General features: G+C 67.7%; 11 protein-coding genes. 8 read left to right on the top strand and 3 right to left on the bottom strand.

Annotation, left to right across the window (positions count from 1 at the left end; genetic code table 11):
• Nucleotides 1-17 precede the first annotated feature (17 nt).
• Together KF780_07280 and KF780_07275 are read left to right on the top strand one after the other, a co-directional pair.
• Complete coding sequence (locus KF780_07280; protein MBX3561603.1) at nt 18-2,030, top strand: adenylate/guanylate cyclase domain-containing protein; 2,013 nt, start codon at nt 18-20, stop codon at nt 2,028-2,030.
• A gap of 7 nt (nt 2,031-2,037) precedes the next feature.
• Nucleotides 2,038-2,721: a hypothetical protein gene (locus tag KF780_07275; GenBank protein MBX3561602.1), complete on the top strand. Its 684-nt coding sequence runs from the start codon at nt 2,038-2,040 to the stop codon at nt 2,719-2,721.
• 59 nt (nt 2,722-2,780) lie between these two features.
• On the opposite strand, the gene KF780_07270 is transcribed toward KF780_07275, so the two are convergent.
• Entirely contained in the window at nt 2,781-5,084 is a 2,304-nt protein-coding gene (locus KF780_07270; GenBank protein MBX3561601.1) for a M3 family metallopeptidase, read from the bottom strand.
• On the opposite strand from KF780_07270, the gene KF780_07265 reads away from it, so the two are divergent.
• Both KF780_07265 and KF780_07260 read left to right on the top strand, forming a co-directional pair.
• Nucleotides 5,083-5,787 carry a cyclic nucleotide-binding domain-containing protein gene (locus tag KF780_07265; protein ID MBX3561600.1) on the top strand — a complete coding sequence of 235 codons (705 nt, stop codon included), beginning with the start codon at nt 5,083-5,085 and terminating at the stop codon, nt 5,785-5,787. The genes KF780_07270 and KF780_07265 overlap by 2 nt on opposite strands.
• Before the next feature lie 13 nt (nt 5,788-5,800).
• Nucleotides 5,801-6,985 carry a hypothetical protein gene (locus KF780_07260; protein MBX3561599.1) on the top strand — a complete coding sequence of 395 codons (1,185 nt, stop codon included), beginning with the start codon at nt 5,801-5,803 and terminating at the stop codon, nt 6,983-6,985.
• A gap of 20 nt (nt 6,986-7,005) precedes the next feature.
• Here KF780_07260 and KF780_07255 read toward each other — a convergent pair whose 3' ends face one another.
• Together KF780_07255 and KF780_07250 are read right to left on the bottom strand one after the other, a co-directional pair.
• Nucleotides 7,006-8,439, bottom strand: coding sequence for an aldehyde dehydrogenase family protein (locus KF780_07255; protein MBX3561598.1), 1,434 nt, complete (start codon nt 8,437-8,439; stop codon nt 7,006-7,008).
• 164 nt (nt 8,440-8,603) lie between these two features.
• Nucleotides 8,604-10,250, bottom strand: coding sequence for an acetolactate synthase large subunit (locus tag KF780_07250; protein ID MBX3561597.1), 1,647 nt, complete (start codon nt 10,248-10,250; stop codon nt 8,604-8,606).
• A gap of 255 nt (nt 10,251-10,505) precedes the next feature.
• Here KF780_07250 and KF780_07245 point away from each other — a divergent pair, with 255 nt between their 5' ends.
• Genes KF780_07245 through KF780_07230 form a run of 4 tightly spaced genes read left to right on the top strand, consistent with a single transcriptional unit; the run spans nt 10,506 to nt 20,137 of the window.
• Entirely contained in the window at nt 10,506-11,894 is a 1,389-nt protein-coding gene (locus KF780_07245; protein MBX3561596.1) for a hypothetical protein, read from the top strand.
• Nucleotides 11,885-13,855, top strand: coding sequence for a heme-binding protein (locus tag KF780_07240; GenBank protein MBX3561595.1), 1,971 nt, complete (start codon nt 11,885-11,887; stop codon nt 13,853-13,855). The genes KF780_07245 and KF780_07240 overlap by 10 nt, the downstream gene beginning before the upstream one ends.
• Nucleotides 13,852-15,882 (top strand): hypothetical protein, encoded by a 2,031-nt coding sequence (locus KF780_07235; GenBank protein MBX3561594.1) that lies wholly within the window; start codon nt 13,852-13,854, stop codon nt 15,880-15,882. The genes KF780_07240 and KF780_07235 overlap by 4 nt, the downstream gene beginning before the upstream one ends.
• Nucleotides 15,883-15,892: 10 nt before the next feature.
• A complete protein-coding gene (locus KF780_07230; protein MBX3561593.1) occupies nt 15,893-20,137 on the top strand; it encodes a hypothetical protein in 4,245 nt (1,414 codons plus the stop codon).
• The last annotated feature ends 247 nt before the right edge of the window (nt 20,138-20,384 follow it).

The raw sequence follows: 20,384 nt of genomic DNA, 5'->3' as shown, positions 1-20,384 counted from the left end.
GGGGACCGGGGGAACTCATGCCGGAGACGGGAAGCGGCTGGCGGGGGAAGCTGAAGCGCGATCTCAAGCAGATCGGCGCCGCGCGGCTTGTCGTCACCTTCTTGTGCCTCGGCCTCGCTTTTTATGCGGCGCGCTTCGCCTGGGACATGCCGCTCGCCGCCGATGCCGAGCGCGCGCTCTACGACATCCGCTTCGATCGCGAGGCGGAGCGGGTCATGGCGCAGGACGACCGCATCGTCCTCGTCACGTACAATGACGACACGCTTGCCGAGCTCGGCAAGCGCTCACCGCTCGACCGCGCCCTGCTCGCCCGGGCGCTGCGCGCGATCGACGCCATGGGCCCGCGCGCGATCGGCATCGACATATTGATCGATCAGGCCCAGCCGGAGGATGCCGAGCTGATCGAGACCTTCCGGGCGATGCGCACGCCCACCTTCCTCGCTTATGCCTCGGCCGAATATAATCCGGACCAGATGCTGCACTGGCAGCAGGGTTTCCTCGACACCATGATGCGCGAGGTCGCGCCTGGCCCCGTCCGCCCGGCGAGCATCCGGCTCCAGCCCGATCTCGCCGACGGCGTGATCCGCCGCTGGCCGGATCAGCCGGCCGCGCTCCCGCCCCTGCTCGCCAACGCCATGGCGCCGGGCGTGCATCCCGAATTCCGCCGCTACACGCGCGGCATCGATTTCCGCCTGCCCGGCACCGCTGAAAATGACGAGGTGCCGGTCTTCACCAACCTGCCGATCCAGTTCGTCGCCGAATTTCCCGACGGCGTGCGCGACATGATCGCCGGGCGCTATGTGCTGATCGGCGGCGACATCCAGGATCTCGACGATTACGAGACGCCGATGACCCGCGTCTCCGGGCGCTGGATGAAGGGACTGGAGGTCCACGCCCATATCCTCGCCCAGTTGCTCGACGGTCGGATGAAGCCGCCGGTCGCCCCCTGGGCGCTGTGGCTGCTGGCGGTGGGCGTGGTCGCTGCGGGGGCGCTGACCAATCTGGTCGAGCTGCGCGGCTGGAAGCTGGCGCTGCTGCTCGCCGCCCAGGCCGGCCTGTTCGGCTATCTCCCCTTCCATCTCCAGGGGACCGGCATCGACACGATCGATCTGCCCGCCTTCGGCTGGGGAGCGGGCTGGCTGCTCGCCTTCGTCGCGGTCGGCATGGCGGCGCGCGCGGTCGGCTCGGAACAGCGCCGCTTCGCCCAGTCTGCGCTCGGCAAATATCTCCCCGCCGACATCGCCGCGCAGATCATGCGCGATCCCTCGCAGCTCGCGCTCAAGGGCGAGAAGAAGCAGATCTACACCCTGTTCACCGATCTCGAGGGCTTCACCAAGCTCAGCCACGCGATCTCGCCGGAACAGCTCTCCGATCTGCTCAACCGCTATCTCGACCGGATGAGCGACATCGTCCTCAAGCATGGCGGCACGATCGACAAGTTCGTCGGCGACGCGGTCGTCGCCTTCTGGGGGGCGCCGATCGCCCGGCCCGACGATGCCGACCGCGCGGTGCGCGCGGCCGTGGAGATGTACGAGGCCGGCAATCTCTTCTCGGCCGAGGGCGGCGCCGATCTGCCGCCGATCGGCATCACCCGCGTCGGCCTGCATCGCGGCGAGGCGGTGGTCGGCAATTTCGGCGGCGAGGGACGCATCCAATATACCGCGCTGGGCGACGGCATGAATACGGCGGCGCGGCTCGAATCCGCCAACAAGGCGCTCAAGACCCGGGCATTGGTCAGCAAGGAGGCGAAGGACCAATCGACTCTCGACATCTTTCGACCGATGGGCCGGGTGGTGCTGAGCGGCCGCGCGACCCCCGTGGAGGTCTGGGAACCCGTCCCGGAAATGGACGCCGAAGCTCGCGCACGCCTCGCCGCTCTCTGGGAACGGTTCGACGGCGGCGACGCTGGAGCGCTCGTTCAGCTTTCCGAAATAGCCGACTCCGATAAGGAGGATGCAGCAATGCAGGAATTCGTCTATAGGGCCCGTGAAGCAGGTCCGGGAGGTCACTTTGTCTTGGGATCAAAGTAAGCGTCGCGTGAGCCGTCTCGCGCTCACTGTCCTTCTCCTTTCCGGCGCGACCGCCGCGTCCGCCGATGTCCTCGTCGTCCGTGCCTCGGGACCGTCCGCGTCGACCTATCCGGCCGGCCGTTCGCTGCCCAACGATGCGCGCATCACCTTGCGCGGCGGCGACACGCTGGTCGTGCTCGACGCGCGCGGCACCCGCACCTTCCGCGGCCCCGGCACGTTCACGCCGGCCAGCGCCGCGGCGGCGGGCCCGCGCGTCGCGCAGACCGCCGACAATCGCCGCGCCCGGATCGGTGCGGTGCGCAGCGCCGGCATCGTGCCGGCCAGCCCCAGCTCGATCTGGCAGATCGACGTGTCGCAGGGCGGCACCGTCTGCCTCGCCAACACGAGCGAAGTCACGTTGTGGCGGCCCGACGCCAGCCAGACCGCCAGTCTCGCCATTTCCGGCAGCGGCGCGTCGCGCACCCTGAGCTGGCCGGCGGGCAATGTCACGACCGCCTGGCCCAGCGACCTGCCGATCGCCAATGGCGCGCGCTATCAGTTGAGCCAGGCCGGCACCGCAGTGCCGACCAACATCACCTTCCGCACTCTGGCCTCCGCGCCCGGCGACATGCAGGCGGTGGCGCAGGCGCTGATCGCCAATGGCTGCCAAGAGCAGCTCGACCTGCTGGTCGACAGCGCGCCGGCCGAATGATCTGAAGCCGTCGCTTCGGCGGATTTGAAAAGGGCGCCTCGCGAGAGGCGCCCTTTTGCTTATTCGCCCGTCGGGAAGCCGCGCGTCCGCAACAAGGCTTCGACGCCCGGGTCGCGGCCGCGGAACGCGCGATAGGCTTCCGCCCGATCGGTCTCGTTCCCGGTGGAGAGCAATGTCTCGGCGAAGCGCCGTGCCGTCGCCGGGTCCCAGACATTGCCGGTTTCCACAAACGCCGCCCAGGTGTCCGCGCCCATCGTGTCCGACCAGAGATAGGAATAATAGCCGGCCGAATAGGCGTCTGACGAGAAGAGGTGGTTGAACTGCGGCAGGCGGTGCCGCATCACCAGCTCGCGCGGCATGCCGATCGCGGCCAGCGTCTCGCGCTCGAACGCGTCGGGATCGACATCGCCGTCCGGCCGGACGTGCAGGGCCATGTCGACCAGCGCCGACGACAGATATTCCGCCGTCGCGAAGCCCTGGTTGAACTGGGCCGCCGCCTCGATCCGCTGCACCAGCTCCTGCGGCATCGGCGCGCCGGTTTCGTGATGGCGCGCGAAGCGGTTCAGGATTTCCGGCGTCAGCAGCCAGTTCTCGTGCACCTGGCTCGGATATTCCACGAAATCGCGCGGCGTGCCGCTGAGGCTCGGATAGCGCGTGTTCGACAGGAAATAATGGATGGCGTGGCCGAATTCGTGGAACAGGGTCTCGGCATCGTCGATGCTGAGCAAGGCCGGCTGGCCGTCGTCGGGACGCGTGAAATTGTTGTTGTTCGAGCCCAGCACCAGCGAATCGCCGAGCAGGCCGGAACGGCTGCGATAGGTGGTCGCCCAGGCGCCGGAACGTTTGCCCTGGCGCGCGAAATTGTCGCCGTAGAAGACGCCGACATCCTCGCCGGCCGTGTTGGTCACCTGCCAGACGCGAATGTCCGGATGCCAGACCGGCACCTGCCCGGTAATCTCCTGAAAGCGCAGCCCGTAAAGCTCGCCGGCCATGTGGAACATGGCCTGGATCATGTTGCCCAGCTCGAAATAGGGTTTGATCTCGTCCTGGGAGAGACTGTAGCGGTCCTGCCGGACCTTCTCCATGTAATAGCGATAGTCCCACGGCTCGATGGTGATGTCGTGGCCCAGGCGATTGGCCATCGCCTGCTGGTCGGCCACTTCCTCGCGCACCCGCGCGGCGGCGGCGGGCCAGACCCGCATCATCAGCTCCTGCGCGCGTTCCGGCGTGCCGGCCATCGTGTCCTGCATCCGCCAGTGGGCATGGCTTTCATAGCCGAGCAGCCGCGCCCGTTCGGCGCGGACGCGCACGATCTGGCGGATCGTCTCGTTCGTGTCGTTGGCGTCACCATTGTCGCCGCGGTTGATGAAGGCGTTGTAGACGCGCTCGCGCAGGCCCCGGTCGTCGGCGAAGGTGAGCACCGGATCGACCGCCGAGCGGGTGTTCACGATCGCGAACTGCCCGGCCGGGAGGCTGCGGGCACGGGCCGCGGCGGCGGCGGCGTTGCGCACGTCCTGCGGCACGCCGGCCAGCTCCGCCTCGGTCGCAGCGATATAGGTCTGCTCGTCGGCCAGCACTTTCTCGCTGAATTCGGCGAACAATCCGGCAAGCTGCTGGTTGTAGGCGGAAAGCTGCTGCTTCTGTTCGGCGGACAAGGCGGCACCGCGCTGAACGAACTGTTCGTAGATGCGCGTCACCAGCCGCTGCTGTTGGGCGTCGAGGCCGGATCGTTCGCGCGCCTCATGGACCGCACGCACCCGGGCGAACAATTCGGGATTGAGGTAGATCTCGTCGGTCGCGGCGGCCAGGCGCGGCGCCCATTCGCGTTGCAGCGCCTGATAGGCCGGGGTGGTCATGTTGCCGGTCATCACGCCCCATACGGCGAAGACCCGGTTGAGCCGGCGGCCGGCCCGCTCGTACGGCACGATGACGTTCTCGAAGGTCGGCGCGGCGCGGTGGCGGGTGATCGCCTGAATCTCTCGGCGGCGCTCGTCGAGCGCGAACTGGAAGGCTTCGCCGAACAACTCCGGCCGGACCTGGTCGAACGGCGGCACGCCGGCATGGTCGCCGGTCCAGTCCGCGAGAAGCACATTGTCGGGCACGGCCGTCGTCGCCGAAGCCGCCGGCGCGCCGGTCTGCTGTGCCGATACCGCGCCACCCCCCAATGCCAGGGCCGCCGCGCTCGCAAGGAAAATCGCCTTCACCTTCGTTTCTCCATCTTTGCCTGAATCGCTGGCGCGCTGCTTCGCGCCAGCGCTGAAGCTGTGATAGTGAAGCAAGACGGGCGGCGATGCAACGCCGCCGGGCCTTCCGTACCTCGATGGTTTGACGCATGATGCGCGCACACCAGATGGGAGACACATGCCGCCGGTCGAAGCCCTGCTGCTCCATCTCGGCTACGCGCTACTCGTCGCGGCGGTTCTCGTCGCGCGGCCGACGAACCTGCGCGTGCTGGCGGCGCTGGCCGCGGCGGCCTGGCTGGCACGGGCGCTGGTCTGGACGCAAGACAGCGCCGGCGCGGTCTGGGCGGGCATCCTGCTCGTCCTCTGCCTCTATCTGCTCGCGCGCAATCTGCTGACCAGCCGCCGCATTCGCTTCACCGCCGAGGAACGGGCGCTGCTCGACGGACTGGTCGCCGGCATCTCGAACGGCAGCGCGCGGCATCTGATGGATCAGGGCGTGTGGCTGTCCGGCAAGGAAGGCGACGTGCTGACCCGCGAAGGCGAGCCGGTCGCGCAGCTTTACTATCTGGCCGAGGGCGAAGCGCGCGTGATGAACGGCGACCGGCAGGTCGGACGCTGCGGCCCCGGCGACCTGATCGGCGAGCTCACCGTCCTGTCGGGCGAGAAAGCGAGCGCCACCGTCATCCTTGCCGGCCCCGCGCGCTTCTGGTGCGCGGCGGCGGACGATCTGCGCCCCTATGTCGAGGCGAACGAGGACATTCGCCGCGCCATCGAACACGGCTTCGCCACCGCGCTCAAGGCCAAGCTCAGGGCCAGCAATCGTGCTCTCGCCGAAGCGGGCGGGGTCGTGGTAGGATATGAACACGTCGAGGAGCGCGATTGACAGGAGAGAAGCCATGCGTCGGGTGATGCCACTCTTGCTGGGGTCGATTTTTGCGTGCTCGCCCGCTTTTGGATCGGCTCAGCAACCGGGCGCGCGCAGCGAGGCGGAACCGCCGATCGTCGTGACCGGCGTGCGCATCCAGGATTTCCGCGATCGGCTCGCCCAATGCCTGGCGCGCGCCTGCCCGCCCGATCAGGACATCGCCGCGACGGCCGCGCTGGCCGAGGCCCTGCTCGTGACCGGCGAGCTCGACGAAGCCAAGCGCGTCACCGGCGCGTCGATCGATCGCAACCGGCGCCACGCCACCTCCTATCCGGAGCCCGTGTCCGGCCTGTACCGTGCCGATGCCCGGCTCGCGCGCCATCTCGGCCGCGATCGGCAGGCGCGCCGATCCACCTGGGAAATCCTGCGCACGCTGGAGGCGGGCATCCCCACCGAGGACCATCGTCACTTCACGGCGCGGTTCGAGATCGCCGACATGCAGCTCGCGCTGGGCGATCTCAATGGCGCGCGCAACATGCTCGACGATCTGCGCCGTCGGGCCGCCCGCGCCGGCCGCCCGGACGTCGCCGCGCTGGCCGAATTGCGCGGTCTTTGGCTCGCCCTGATCGAGGATCGCCAGGGGCCCGCCCGGGCGCGGCTGATCGAATATTCCCGGCGCGGCGATTCGCTGAGCCCGGTGCTGCGGATCGGCGCGCGGATGATGCTGGCCAAGCTCTACCGCGACGAAGGCAATGCCGCGCGCTCCGACGAGCTGGTCAACGAAGTTGCGCGGACCTTCACCGGCCAGCGCCGGCTTGTCTTCGCGCCGCCGTTCAGCCTGGTTCAGCGTGAAATCTACGAACCGGGCTCGACGGCCAGCATCACGTCGCGCCTGACCGACAATTTCGAGGATCGCTGGATCGACGTTGGCTTCTGGATTCAGCCGAACGGCCGCGTCGGCGAGCTGGAGATCGTGCGCGAAAGCGGCTCCTCTACCTGGGCGGCGCCGCTGCTCGCCGCGATGCGCGAGCGTGTCTATACCGCCAGCAGCGACGATGAGCCCACCTACCGGCTGGAACGCTATACCTATACGGCGGCATGGGAGGAGCAGACCGGATCGCGCATCCTGCGTCGCTCACCGCGGGCCCGGGTCGAATATTTCGATCTGACCCGGGATGCGGAGCCGCTCATCATCGCGGAGACGGGCATCAACTGAAGCGGTCCGGCGCCAGCCGTTTAGGTCCGCCGGATCACCAGGTTGCGGATTTCGGTCATGTCCTCCATCGCGAAGCGCACGCCTTCGCGGCCAAGGCCGGAATCCTTGACGCCGCCATAGGGCATGTTGTCGACGCGGTAGGAAGGCACGTCGTTGATGACGACTCCGCCGACGTCGAGCCGGTCCCAGGCATCGAACATCTGGAAGAGATCGCGGGTGAAGATGCCGGCCTGGAGGCCGAACTTCGAATCGTTCACGATCTCCAGCGCCTCGCCGAAGGACGAGAATCTGATCAGGAAGGCGACGGGGCCGAACGCCTCCTCGACATTGATCTTGGTCGCCGGATCGACATTCTCCAGCAGGGTCGCCTCCAGCATCGCGCCCTCGCGCTTGCCGCCGCAGAGCAGGGTGGCGCCCTTCCCCACCGCCTCCTGAATCCACGAATCGAGGCGCTTGGCCTCGCCCTCGGAGATCATCGGTCCGATGAAGGTGTTGCGGTCCTTGGGATCGCCGGCGACCAATGTCTTCGTCTTGGCGACCAGCATGTCGCGGAATTCGTCATAGACTTGCCGGTGGATCAGGATGCGCTGTACCCCGATGCAGGACTGGCCGGACTGGTAGAAGGCGCCGAAGATCACCCGCTCCAGCGCGTCTGCCAGATCGGCATCCTTGTCGACGATCACCGCCGCATTGCCGCCCAGCTCCAGCACCACCTTCTTCTTGCCGGCCTTGGCCTTCAAATCCCAGCCGACGCCGGGCGAGCCGGTAAAGCTGAGCAATTTCAATCGCTCGTCCTCGGTGAACAGGTCCGCGCCCTCGCGGTGGGCGGGCAGGATCGAGAAGGCGCCCCGGGGCAGGTCGGTCTCGGCCAGCACCTCGCCCATGATGATGGCGCCCAATGGCGTGCGGCTCGCCGGCTTCATCACGAACGGACAGCCGACCGCGATCGCCGGCGCGATCTTGTGCGCGGCGAGATTGAGCGGGAAGTTGAACGGCGAGATCAGCGAGCAAGGCCCGATCGGCACCCGCTTCCAGATGCCCTGATAGCCCTTCGCGCGCGGCGAGATATCGAGCGGCTGGACCTCGCCGGTCATCCGCACCGCCTCCTCGGCGGCGATGCGGAAGGTGTCGATGAGCCGGCTCACCTCCCCTTCCGAATCCTTGATCGGCTTGCCCGCCTCGACGCACAGCGCATAGGCCAGCTCGTCGAACCGCTCCTTGAAGCGGTCGACGCAATGCTGGAGCACGGCCTGGCGCTCGTAGCTCGCCATCCGCGCCATCGGCTCCGCCGCCTCGACCGCGCCGGCAATGCCCGCGTCGATTGTCTTCGCGTCCGCCTGCGCGCAGCGGAACGCGACCTCGCCGGTGAACTTATCGGTCACCTCCAGATCGGCGTTCGGCTGCTCCGCCTTGTTGTTGAGATAGAGCGGATAGACGTCCTTGAGCTTCACCATGGCTTCTTTCCTTCGCCCCTCCCTTTCAAGGGAGGGGTTGGGGTGGGTCGCGAGCGGAGCGAGCGTGCTGACGGGGCCGTCTTGGTGGCTTCGCCAGCGATTGCCTCGCGGCAATCGCACCCACCCCTTGATCTCCTCCCCTGAAAGGGAGGAGCGGGATATTGCTAGAGTTTCGCGCTCAGCTCCTTGATCTCGTTGTTCAATATCCGGTCGTTATCGGAATAATCGACCGGACAGTCGATCAGGTGGACGCCCGGCGTGTTGAGCGTGTGCGCGAGCAGCCGCGGCAGATCGTCGGAGCTGTCCACCCGGTGCCCGTTGGCGCCGTAGCTTTCGGCATATTTGACGAAATCCGGATTGTTGAACTCCAGGCCCCAGTCCTTGAAGCCCATATTGGCCTGCTTCCAGCGAATCATGCCGTAGGACGAATCGTTGAGGATCAGCGCGGTGAGATTGAGGCCGAGGCGGACCGCGGTCTCCATCTCCTGGCTGTTCATCATGAAGCCGCCGTCGCCGCAGATGGCCATCACCTTGCGGTCGGGATAGACCATCGCCGAGGCCATGGCGGAGGGCAGGCCCGCCCCCATCGTCGCCAGCGCGTTGTCGAGCAGCACAGTATTGGGCTGGCGTGCCGCATAATTGCGCGCGAACCAGATCTTGTAGACGCCGTTGTCTAGGCAGATGATGCCGTCCGAAGGCATCGCCTCGCGCACCCGTTTCACCAGGCAGGCCGGGTAGATCGGGAAGCGCGGATCGTCGCACATCGTTTCGGTGTGCGCGATTTCCGCCGCGCGCGCCTTCAGCATCTTGTCGAAATTCCAGCGGCCGGACGGGACGATGTCCTCCTTCATCTGCCAGATGGCGTTGGCGATGTCGCCGATCACCTCGATCTGCGGGAAATAGACCGGATCGACCTCGGCCGAGCGGGTCGAGATGTGGATCACCTCGGTGCCGCCATTCTTCATGAAGAAGGGCGGCTTCTCGATCACATCGTGGCCGATATTGACGATCAGGTCCGCCGCCTCGATGGCCTTGTGGACGAAGTCGCCCGACGACAGGGCCGCGCAGCCCAGGAACTTGGGATGCGCCTCGTCGATCACCCCCTTGCCCAACTGGGTGGTGAGGAAGGGAATGCCGGTCTTCTCGATGAACTGGAGCAGCATCCGCCCGGTCATCTTGCGGTTCGCGCCCGCGCCGACCACCAGCACTGGCGCCTTCGCCTCCTCCAGCTTCTTCACCGCCGCGCGCACCGCCTTGGGCTCGGCCGAGGGACGGCGCGCCAGGCTCGGCTTGATCGGCGTCGAATCGGTTTGCTCGTCGGCCACGTCCTCCGGGAATTCCAGGTGCGTCGCCCCCGGCTTCTCCTCCTCGGCGAGGCGGAAAGCCTCGCGGATGCGGCTCGGAATATTGTCGGCCGAGGCGAGCTGGTGGGTATATTTGGTGATCGGCCCCATCATCGCGACGACGTCGAGTATTTGGAACCGGCCCTGCTTGGATTTCTTGATCGGCTTCTGGCCGGTCACCATCAGGATCGGCATGCCGCCAAGCTGCGCATAGGCGGCGGCGGTGACGAAGTTCGTGGCGCCCGGCCCCAGAGTCGCCAGGCACACGCCGGTCTTGCCGGTATGGCGGCCATAGGTCGCGGCCATGAAGCCGGCGCCCTGTTCGTGGCGGGTGAGGATCAGCTTGATCTGCTTCGATCGGGAGAGCGAATCCAGCATGTCCAGATTCTCCTCGCCGGGCACGCCGAATATATATTCGACCCCTTCTTCCTCGAGGCACTGGATGAAAAGGTCCGAGGCTTTCGTCATGTCGCCGGCTCCGATCGGTTGAGCTGATGCCGGCGGAAGGCGCCGGTCGCCGGACCCGGCGGCGCGCCCCCCGCGCGAGCCCAAGCTGTACCGGGGATTGTTTCGGCTGTCATCAACCGCTTGCGGGCGACCCCTTCGACTGCCCACAGGCGATCGGGGCAGGCTTTGTGGTTGCATGGCGGAGGCGTTTCGGTCCATAGTTCGGGTCGGACGTTCTTTGACCGCCCCAGTGCAGCTGGGCGGCAGGGAGGGCAGATGGGGGGCAGCCGGAAGATCGCCGTCGGGCTGGGCGTGGCGGGCTTATGCGCCGCGCTCTCGCTTTTGCTGTTCAAGCCGGACGGAGCACAAGCGATCGCGCAGGGGCCGCAGGCCGCCGGCGCGAGCTTCGTCGGCGTCGCCACCTGCGGCGGCTCGACCTGCCATGGCCGCAGCGAGGCGGATGGCGCTGTGGTGCGCCAGGACGAAATCATGCTGTGGCAGGATCCGGCGAGCGCCGCGGGCGCGCACAGCCGGGCCTATGCGGTGCTGCGCGACCCGCGCAGCCAGGTGATCGCGCAGCGCCTCGGCATCGGCGAGGCGACGAGCGCGCCGATGTGCCTGGGTTGTCACGCCACGCCCGCGCCGGCCGGGCAGCGCGGTCCGCGCTTCCAGCTTTCCGACGGTGTCGGCTGCGAATCCTGCCACGGCGCCGCTTCCGGCTATCTGTCCAGCCATTATGCGGTGGGTGCGACGAACGCGAACAACGTGTCGCGCGGCCTGATCCCGCTGCAAAATCCGCGCGCGCGCGCCGCCGTCTGCCTCGATTGCCACTTCGGCAGCGCACAGGAGGGTCAGTTCGTCACGCACCGGATCATGGCCGCCGGCCATCCGCGCATCTCGTTCGAGCTGGACCTGTTCACGACGCTGCAGGCGCATCACCAGGAGGATGAGGATTACCGCCAGCGTAAGGGCCGTTCCGAAGCGCTCAGGACCTGGGCGGTCGGCCAGGCGATGGCGCTGGAACGCTCGCTCTCGCTCTATGCGAGCGCCGGGCGCGGCACGGATGGCGCGTGGCCCGAATTCTTCTTCTTCGATTGCCACTCCTGCCACCGGCAGATCACGGACGACGTGAACTACCGGCCCAGCGCGGTCGCCAATCCGGGCCGCCCGATCCCGTCGGGCATGCCTCCCTATAATGACGAGAACATGATCATGCTCTCGGCCGCTGCGCGGGTGATCGCGCCGCAGCTCGCCCAACGCTTCGATACCGACAGCCGCGCCTTCCATCAGGCGATCGCGCGCGACCGCAACACGGCGGTCGCCGCCGCCGGCCGCCTGCGCGAAAGCGCGCGGGCGCTGTCGCAGGCCTTCTCGACCGCCAATATGGGCCGCGCCACGACCTTCGCGATCATCGATGCGATCACCAGCGAGGCGATCAGCCCGCGCTTCACCGATTATGCCGGCAGCGTCCAGGCGGTGATGGCGACGGACACCCTGCTGTCCTCGCTGGTCAGCAGCGGCGAAGTGCCGGAGCGGACCGCCAATTCGATCCGGGTCGACATCAACGGCGCCTATCGCGCGGTGCGCGATCCCAATGCATATAGTCCGGGGGAATTCCGCGTCAGCCTGGGCCGCGCCGCGGCGGCCATCCGGAGATTGAGGTGAAGCGTAGCAGCGTATCCGTTGTCGCCATCGCCGCCCTGATCGTCGCTTCCTGTGGAGGCGGCGGCGGCGGATCGACGGGGCCCGAACCGCCGACACAGAATCCGCCGCCCAATCCCGGCCAGCCGGTCTTCCAGACGCCGGCGCTGGTCGGACTGACCGTCGCGGACATCCAGAGGATCATCTCGCAGGGCGTCGCCGAGGCGCAGGCGCAAGGCCAGCCGTCCGGCTTCGTCGTGATTGACCGGGTCGGCAATGTGCTCGCGGTCTTCGCGATGAACGGCGCCGATCTCACCTTGCGCACGCCGCAGGCGCCGAACGGGCAGAACGGCACCTTGCAGGGGCTGAACCTGCCCGCCCCCGCCGCGCTCGCCGGTGGCATCTCGAAGGCGCTTACCTCCTCCTATTTCTCGTCGGTCGGCGCCGCCTTCTCGACCCGCACCGCCAACGACATCGTCCAGGAGACGCTGCCGCCGTCCGCCGCGACGCAGGGGCTGGAAAGCGGCCCGCTCTTCTCGGTCCAGTTCAGCCAGCTGCCCTGCTCCGACGTCTCCTCCCGCTTCCCGAATCGGGCCGGCACGCATCGCGGCCCGCTCGGCGCCGGCGCCGATCCCGGCTCCTTCCCGCTCTACAAGAACGGCGCGGTGGTCGGCGCGGTCGCGGTGGTCGGCGACGGGGTCTATGGCTTCGACACCGAATATCGCGACAACGACCGTAATGTGGAGGAGGTCATCGCCCTCTCCGCCACGCGCGGCTTCGAGCCCGATCCTTCGATCCGCGCGAATCGGGTCACGGTGGACGGTTTCCTGCTGCGCTACTCCGATGCGACGACCGCCGATTTCCGCGCCGGCACGACGCCGAGTTTCGCCTCGATCAACGGCACGGTGGGCAATCTGGTGTCGGTACGCGGCTATTATGACGCGGCCGGCGGCATCCTGCCGGGCACGATCTACGGCTCCGAGGAATCGGGCGTCCGCCCCGCCACGGCGGCGGAGTTCAGCACGCCCGAGGCCTGGATCGTCAGCGACGGCGCCGGCAACAACCGCTTCCCGCCGCGCGCGGGCACGGACGGCGCAGGCGCGCTGACCCAGGCCGAGGTGCGCGCCCTGCTCGAGGAAGCCTTCCTGGTCCAGCGCGCCGCTCGCGCCCAGCTCAGGATCGAAGCGCCGGGCGAGGCCGAGGCGCGCGCGCAGAACACCGTCGTCGTGGTCGATACCAATGGCGAGATTCTCGGGCTGGTGCGGGGTCCGGACGCGCTGCCCGACGCGATCGACGCCGTGCCGCAAAAGGCGCGCACCACCGTCTTCTTTTCCAGCCCCACCGCCGCCGCCTATCTGCTCGCCCACCCCGATCCGCAGGTGAACGCCTATGTCGCCGCGGTCCGCACCTTCCTCGGCGATCCGAATGCGCTGACCGGCGGCACCGCCTTCTCGCTGCGCGCGATCGGCAACATCTCCCGGCCCTGGTTCCCGGACGGCGAGCTCGGCCGGCCGCCGGGCCCGCTCTCCGTGCCGATCGAGCGGTTCAGCATCTTCGACACCGGCCTGCAGTCGCGCCTGATCGAGCAGGACATCATCGACCACATCCTGTTTATCCTCGGCGTCAACGCGACCGACGTGCCGCAAAGCTGCACGCGTTCGCCGGAAATCCGCCCGGGCTTCAACCGGATCAACAACGGCCTCACCCTGTTCGCCGGCGGCGTGCCGATCTACCGCAACGGCGTGCTGGTCGGCGCGATCGCGGCATCGGGCGACGGCAACGACCAGAGCGACATGATCGCCTTTCTTGGCCTGCACAATGCCGGCATCCGCCTCGGTGGCGCGATCGGCAATGCGCCCAACGCGATTCGCTCGGACCGCATCGACGTGCCCTTGCCGAGCGGTTCGTCCAACCTGCGCTACGTGCGCTGCCCGTTCGCGCCGTTCGTCGGCTCGAACGAGCAGAATGTGTGCCAGAACAAATGACGCTCGGCGCTGCCTTCCTGTCGCTCGCGACGACCGTGGCGCCCGCCGGGCTCGCCGCGCCGGTCGTGGCGACGCCGGCGGCCGCCATCCCGTCCGTCGCGGTCGCGCAGTCGGGCACCAGCGCGCTGACCATGGCCTGGCTCGCCGCGGTGCTGCAGGACGTGCCGCCCGATCCGGCCCCGGCCGAGGAGAGCGAAGCCGAACGCGCCGCGCCCCCCAACGAGCGGAGCGAGCCGCCGCCGACGCCGGTCGAGGAGACCCTGATCGACGGGCGCCGCCGCCCGGACATCGTCCGCCCGCTTCCGGACCCGATCGACCAGTTCAATCCGGGCGCGGTCCGTTCGCCGCCGCCCGAGGCCTTTCCGACCGACCATATCGCGATCCCGGATCGCTGGCGGCTGATCCAGTCGCTCGGCATCGTGCGCGAACGCTGGTGGGATCCCTACAACCAGAACACGCTGAAGGGCGACCGGCCGCTCTGCATCCCGACCGACGAGGAGCAGGAGCGCCGCCGCGCCGCCGGCATCCCGCGCTGCGCCACGCCGCGCATCCTGGGCCTCACCGGGCCCGACTGGTTCTTCGTCGGTAGCGCGATCTCCGACACGGTGATCGAGCCGCGCTCCTTCCCGATCCCGGGCGGCGAGCAGAACACGCAGCGGCCCGACAGCAACGACGTGTTCGGCCGGAACAACAGCCTGGTGCTGGCCCAGACCTTCATCTTCAGCGCCGCCCTCATCAAGGGCTCGACCGCCTACAAGCCGCCCGACGTCGAATGGCGCATCACGCTGGCGGCGCAGGCCAATTATGTCGACGTGCCGGAGCGGCGCGTACTCGACGTGCGCCCGTCGGTGGGCTCGAACCGTTTCGATTACGCGCTGGGCGTGCAGGAGGCGTTTCTCGACTATCACGTCATCAACACCTCCTATCGCTACGATTTCTGGTCGATCCGCGTCGGCATCCAGCCGTTCAACCTCGATTTCCGCGGCTTCCTGTTCCAGGATCAGCAGCTCGGCTTCCGCCTGTTCGGCAATCGCGACAACAATCGCTGGCAGTTCAATCTGGCGGCGATCTGGCGGCTGGAGAAGGACACCAATTCCGGTCTCAACAACTTGTTCCAGACGCCGCGTCAGGACTGGGTGCTGCACGCCAACGTCTATCGCCAGGATTTCCCGTTCGTCGGCCTGACCAGCGAGGCGAGCGTCACCTGGAACATCAATCGCGAGCGCGACGATATCGAGGTCGACGACAATGGTTTCCCGGTCCGCCCCGCGCTGATCGGCAATCTCCAGGCGCGCAATTACGACGCCTTCTATTTCGGCTACAATGTCGATGGCCGCATCGGCCGGATGAACCTGAGCGCGTCGGCCTATGCCCTGTTCGGCACGGACCGGAACAACATTTTCACTGGCGAGCCGGCCGACATCCGCGCCTTCTTCGCCGCGGCCGAGCCGTCCTACGATTTCAACTGGGTACGCCTGCGCGGCGCGGCCTTGTTCGCCAGCGGCGACGACGATCCGTTCGACAACGTCCAGCGCGGCTTCGACGCGATCTTCGAAAATCCGATCTTCGCCGGCGCCGACACCAGCTACTGGATCCGCCAGACCATCCCCTTCGCTGGCGGCGCCCGCGCCGTCTCGCTGAACGGCCGCAACGGCATCCTGAACAGCCTGCGCTCATCGAAGGAGCAGGGCCAGTCGAACTTCGTCAATCCGGGCACTATGCTGCTCGGCGTCGGCGCCGATTTCGATCTCACGCCGGCGTTGCGCCTTTCCGCCAACGCCAATCATCTGTGGTTCCACCGGACCGGCGCGCTCAACGTGCTGCGTCAGCAGCAGACCATCCGCCGCGATCTCGGCTGGGATCTGTCCGCCGCGGTGATCTGGCGGCCGACGATGATTCAGAACGTGGTCTTCCGCGTCTCCGGCGCGGTGCTGCAGCCGGGCACGGGCTTCCGCGATCTGTTCACGAACGTCCCCCGGGACGATCGTTACTATTCGATCCTGTTCAATGCGATCCTGACGTACTGAGGTGGGGGGCATGCGCGTCGGCCAGCTTGCGAAATTCACGCTGATCGGAGCGGCGCTGGCAGCGTCGGCGATGTTCGGCGCGTCGCAGCTCGGCGCGGCGGCGAAGGAAAAGCCGGTGGTGCGCGATTACAGCCTGGTGCGCGCCTCGCCGGCGCCGCGCACCCAGGACTGGGACGAGGCGCGGGCGAAGAGCGCCGGCTGCCAGTCCTGCCATACCGACAGCGACGCGCACACGATGCACCGCTCGCCGGCCGTCGTGCTCGGCTGCGTCGATTGTCATGGCGGCAATCCGACGGTCACGGCACCGGCCGGATCGACGCCGGATTCGCATGCCGATCCGGCCTATGTCGCCGCGCGCGACGCGGCGCACGTCCTGCCGCGCTTCCCGGCGGCCTGGCACTGGCCCTCCTCGGCCAATCCGCAGCGTACCTACACCCTGCTGAACATCGAGGCGCCGGAATATGTGCGCTTCATCAATCCGTCCGATTATCGCGCGGTGCGCGATTCCTGCGGCGCCTGCCACATGGAGGTGATCGAGGCCGCCGAGCGTTCGCTGATGGCGACCGGCGCGATGCTGTGGGGCGGCGGCTCCTACAATAACGGCATCCTGCCCTTCAAGAACTACCTGCTGGGCGAGGCCTATACCCGCGACGGCCTGCCCGCGCGCATCCAGTCGCCGATCTCGGGTGAGCTGACCGCAGAGCAGCGGGCGCGCGGCATCATCGCGGAAATGTACCCGCTGCCGACCTGGCATGTCGTGCCGCCGGGCGACATCTTCCGCGTGTTCGAGCGTGGCGGGCGCAACATCAACAGCCAGTTCGCGGAAGTGGGCCTGCCCAACCCGACCGGCATCATCCAGCGCCTCGAGGAGCCGGGCCGTCCGGACCTGCGCCAGTCGAACCGTGGCCCCGCCACCGGCCTGCGCGTGTCGATCCCGGTGCTCAACATCCACAAGACGCGCCTCAACGATCCGTTCATGTGGTTCATGGGCACGAACGACCAGCCCGGCGACTATCGCCATTCGGGCTGCGCGGGCTGCCACGTCGTCTATGCGAATGATCGCGAGCCGCGGCACAGCCTGACCTATGCCCAATATGGCCGCGACGGCCAGACGGCGACGGTCGATCCGGTGATCAGCCGGCTGACCCAGGACCGCGGCCATGGCGGCGATTCCCATGGCGACGAAGCGCATGCCGAGGAGGGCGCGGAGCCGGTCGGCGGCGCCGACACCGCCGAAGAGGCGCGCCAGACCGTGCCGGGCGCGCACGCGCCGGCGGACGGCAATCATGCGGCGGTGCGCGAGCGCGGCCACCCGATCCGCCACGTCTTTACCCGGGCGATCCCGACCGCCCAGTGCATGAACTGCCACATGCACCAGCCGAACATCTTCCTGAACTCCTATCTCGGCTACACGATGTGGGACTACGAATCCGACGCGGACCTGATGTGGCCGGGGCCGGAGAACCGCCTGCCCGCCCGCAATGCCGACGAGGAGCGGCGGTTCCGCAACCAGGCCTATCCGACCGAGGCCGAGCTGCGCCGGGTGCTCGATCGCAATCCCGAAGGCGCCGCGGTGCGCGGCCTGTGGTCCGATCCCGAATTCCTGCGCGAAGTCTATGATCGGGTGAACCCGCTCGCCCGCCAGACCCAGTTCGCCGACTATCACGGCCATGGCTGGAACTTCCGCGCCATCCTGCGCCGCGACCGCCAGGGCAATCCGGTCGATGCCGATGGCAACATCATCCCCGCCGACGATCCGGACATGTTCCGGCGCGAGGGCGAGGGCTTGTTCGTGCCGGTCGGCGTCAATCCGGGCCGCTCGGTCCACCTGATGGACATCCATGCCGAGCGCGGCCTGCAATGCGCCGATTGCCATTTCGCCCGCGATTCGCATGGCAACGGCTTCCTCTATGGCGAGGTCGCCAACGCGATCGAGATCGGCTGCAAGGACTGTCACGGCACGGCGCGCGAATTCGCCACGTTGCTCACCTCCGGCCCGGCCGCGCCGCCCTATGGCACCAATCTCGCCTTGATCCGTAACGAGGACGGCCGCCGCCGCTTCGAATGGGTGGAGCGCGACGGCCGCCGGGTGCTGATCCAGCGCTCGATCGTCGATCCCAGCCTCGAATGGGAGGTCAGCCAGGTCCGCGACAGCGCCGATCCCAGCCTGCCCCCCTGCGAGGCGCGCGGCGATCAGCCGACTCCGGGTCCCTGCTTCAACCAGCTTTCCGCCCGCGCCAAGCTGCTGTCGCGCACCGGCGCCGAGACCGGCCGCTACCTGTTCGGCCAGGGCGTGCCGGACGGGGAGCTGGCCCATCCCGACAACGAGATGGCCTGCTTCACCTGCCACCTGTCCTGGACGACGAGCTGCGCCGGCTGCCACCTGCCGATCGAAGCGAACAGCCGCACCACGATCCACCATTATGACGGCGACGAGACGCGCAATTTCGCGACCTACAACCCGCAGGTCGCGCGCGACGAGATGTTCCAGTTGGGCCGGCACCAGACCACCAAGGGCAACATCATCGCCCCGATCCGGTCGACCTCGGCGCTGATCCTGTCATCGACCAACGTCAATCGCGAGCGCATCTACGTGCAGCAGCCGCCCATTTCGGCCTCCGGCTATTCGTCGCAGGCCTTCGCGCCGCATTTCCCGCACACGGTGCGCCGGACGGAAACCAAGGCCTGCACCGACTGCCACCTTTCGGACGCGAACGACAACAACGCGATCATGGCGCAGCTGCTGCTGCACGGCACCAATTTCGTGAACTTCGTCGGCATGCACGCCTGGTCGGGCCTGGAGAACGGCTTCCAGGCGACCCGCGTCACCGAATGGGACGAGCCGCAGGCGGTGATCGGCTCCTACCTGCATCGCTACGCCTATCCCGATTACTGGCGCCTGCATGTCGAACAGAACGGTCGCGAGCTCAGGAACTGGGTGCGCGGGCGGACCTTCGACGAGCGGTTCAGCGGCGAATCCCGCGCGCTCGAGGAATTCGCCAATGTCGTCCAGGGCACGCGCGGGCCGACCCGCTGCCTGCAGATGCGCGGCGAATATATGTTCGTCGCCGAAGGCCGGGGCGGCTTCATGGTCTATGATATCGCCTCGATCGGCAATAAGGGCTTCTCGGAGCGGATCGTGACCGCGCCCTTCTCGCCGCTCGGCCACAACACCCGCGTGCGCTCGCGCAACGCGACCTGCATGGCGCTGCCGACCAACCAGCCGATCCGGCCGGACCGCAACGACATGATGGCCGAAACCCAGCGCCAGCAGCCGGACGGCACGACGATCAGCCTGCTCGAGGAGAATCAGGAGCAGCGCTTCCACGAAATCTACCGCTATGCGGTCGTCACCGACGCCGAGGAGGGCCTCATCCTCGTCAATGTCGACACGATGGCGGACGGCGAGCCGCGCAACAACTTCCTGCGCCGCGCCCGGCTGGAAACGGGCGGCAACGCCTGGAACCCGGACGGCGTGCTGAACGGCGCGCGCCACATCACACTGGCCGGCCATTATGCCTATGTCATCGCCGATGCCGGCCTGGTCGTCGTCGATCTCGACAATCCGCTGGCGCCGCGCCTTACCGCGACGCTGCCGCTCAATGACGGCCGCGCCAGCGCGCTGCAGTTCCGCTATCTGTGGGTCACCGACGCGGACGGCCTCAAGCTGTTCGATGTGACGCGGATGGCCGATCCGGTCGCGATGCCGCAGGCCACCGTGCGGTTCGACAACGCCCAGCGCGTCTATCTCGCCCGCACCTACGCCTATGTCGCGGCCAAGCATCAGGGCCTGGCGATCGTCGATGTGACCAATCCGGAAGCGCCCGGCGCGCCGAGCTTCGTCACCTTCGATCAGCAGATGACGGACGTGGAGGACGTGGTCGTCGCCAGCACCAATGCGGCCCTGTACGCCTATGTCGCGGACGGCCGGAACGGGCTCAAGGTGATCCAGCTCACCTCCTTCGCCACCTCGAACCAGGTCTATGGCTTCTCGCCCATTCCCCGGCCGGAGCTGATCGCCTGGGCGCGCACGCCCTCGCCCGCCATCTCGCTCTCCAAGGGCCTCGATCGCGATCGCGGCGTGGACGAAACGGGCGGCCAGATCGCGGTGTTCGGCCGTCTCGGCTCCCGCCCGTTCAACCGGCAGGAGATGGAGCGGCTGTTCCTCAACCGCCGCGGCCTCCCCTACCGCGTCAACGACCGCGGTTCGATGGACGACTGGGTCGGCCCCCGCCCGCGTGTGGCTTCGCGCTGATCGGGGACGGCGGTCGCGGCGGAATGGCCGCTATGGGTGGTGAAACGGTCGCTATTCTCCCTGCCTTGAAATGGAGGGGCTGAAAGGCCGCAACGGGTCGATAGCGGAACGGCCGCTCATCGCTTCCAATGTAGGAAATGCTTTGTCACGTTCGCCCCGAACCGGGGTTCCGGCCTGCCTCGCCGGCTCTTTGAAACGCCCGTCTCGCGCGAAGAAATCTCGCGGCCACGCCATCGCGCATAGGGGT

Origin of the sequence: Sphingomonas sp. (assembly GCA_019635535.1) — a bacterium.
Lineage (GTDB): Bacteria > Pseudomonadota > Alphaproteobacteria > Sphingomonadales > Sphingomonadaceae > Allosphingosinicella.
This window is presented reverse-complemented; position numbering and strand designations above follow the sequence as displayed.

Bases quoted from the DNA above. Each gene is read 5' to 3' on its own strand.
- KF780_07280 (MBX3561603.1), top strand. From the start codon at position 18: ATGCCGGAGACGGGAAGCGGCTGGCGGGGGAAGCTGAAGCGCGATCTC.
- KF780_07265 (MBX3561600.1), top strand. From the start codon at position 5,083: ATGCCGCCGGTCGAAGCCCTGCTGCTCCATCTCGGCTACGCGCTACTC.
- KF780_07270 (MBX3561601.1), bottom strand. From the start codon at position 5,084: ATGTGTCTCCCATCTGGTGTGCGCGCATCATGCGTCAAACCATCGAGG.
- KF780_07260 (MBX3561599.1), top strand. From the start codon at position 5,801: ATGCGTCGGGTGATGCCACTCTTGCTGGGGTCGATTTTTGCGTGCTCG.
- KF780_07255 (MBX3561598.1), bottom strand. From the start codon at position 8,439: ATGGTGAAGCTCAAGGACGTCTATCCGCTCTATCTCAACAACAAGGCG.
- KF780_07250 (MBX3561597.1), bottom strand. From the start codon at position 10,250: ATGACGAAAGCCTCGGACCTTTTCATCCAGTGCCTCGAGGAAGAAGGG.
- KF780_07245 (MBX3561596.1), top strand. From the start codon at position 10,506: ATGGGGGGCAGCCGGAAGATCGCCGTCGGGCTGGGCGTGGCGGGCTTA.
- KF780_07235 (MBX3561594.1), top strand. From the start codon at position 13,852: ATGACGCTCGGCGCTGCCTTCCTGTCGCTCGCGACGACCGTGGCGCCC.
- KF780_07230 (MBX3561593.1), top strand. From the start codon at position 15,893: ATGCGCGTCGGCCAGCTTGCGAAATTCACGCTGATCGGAGCGGCGCTG.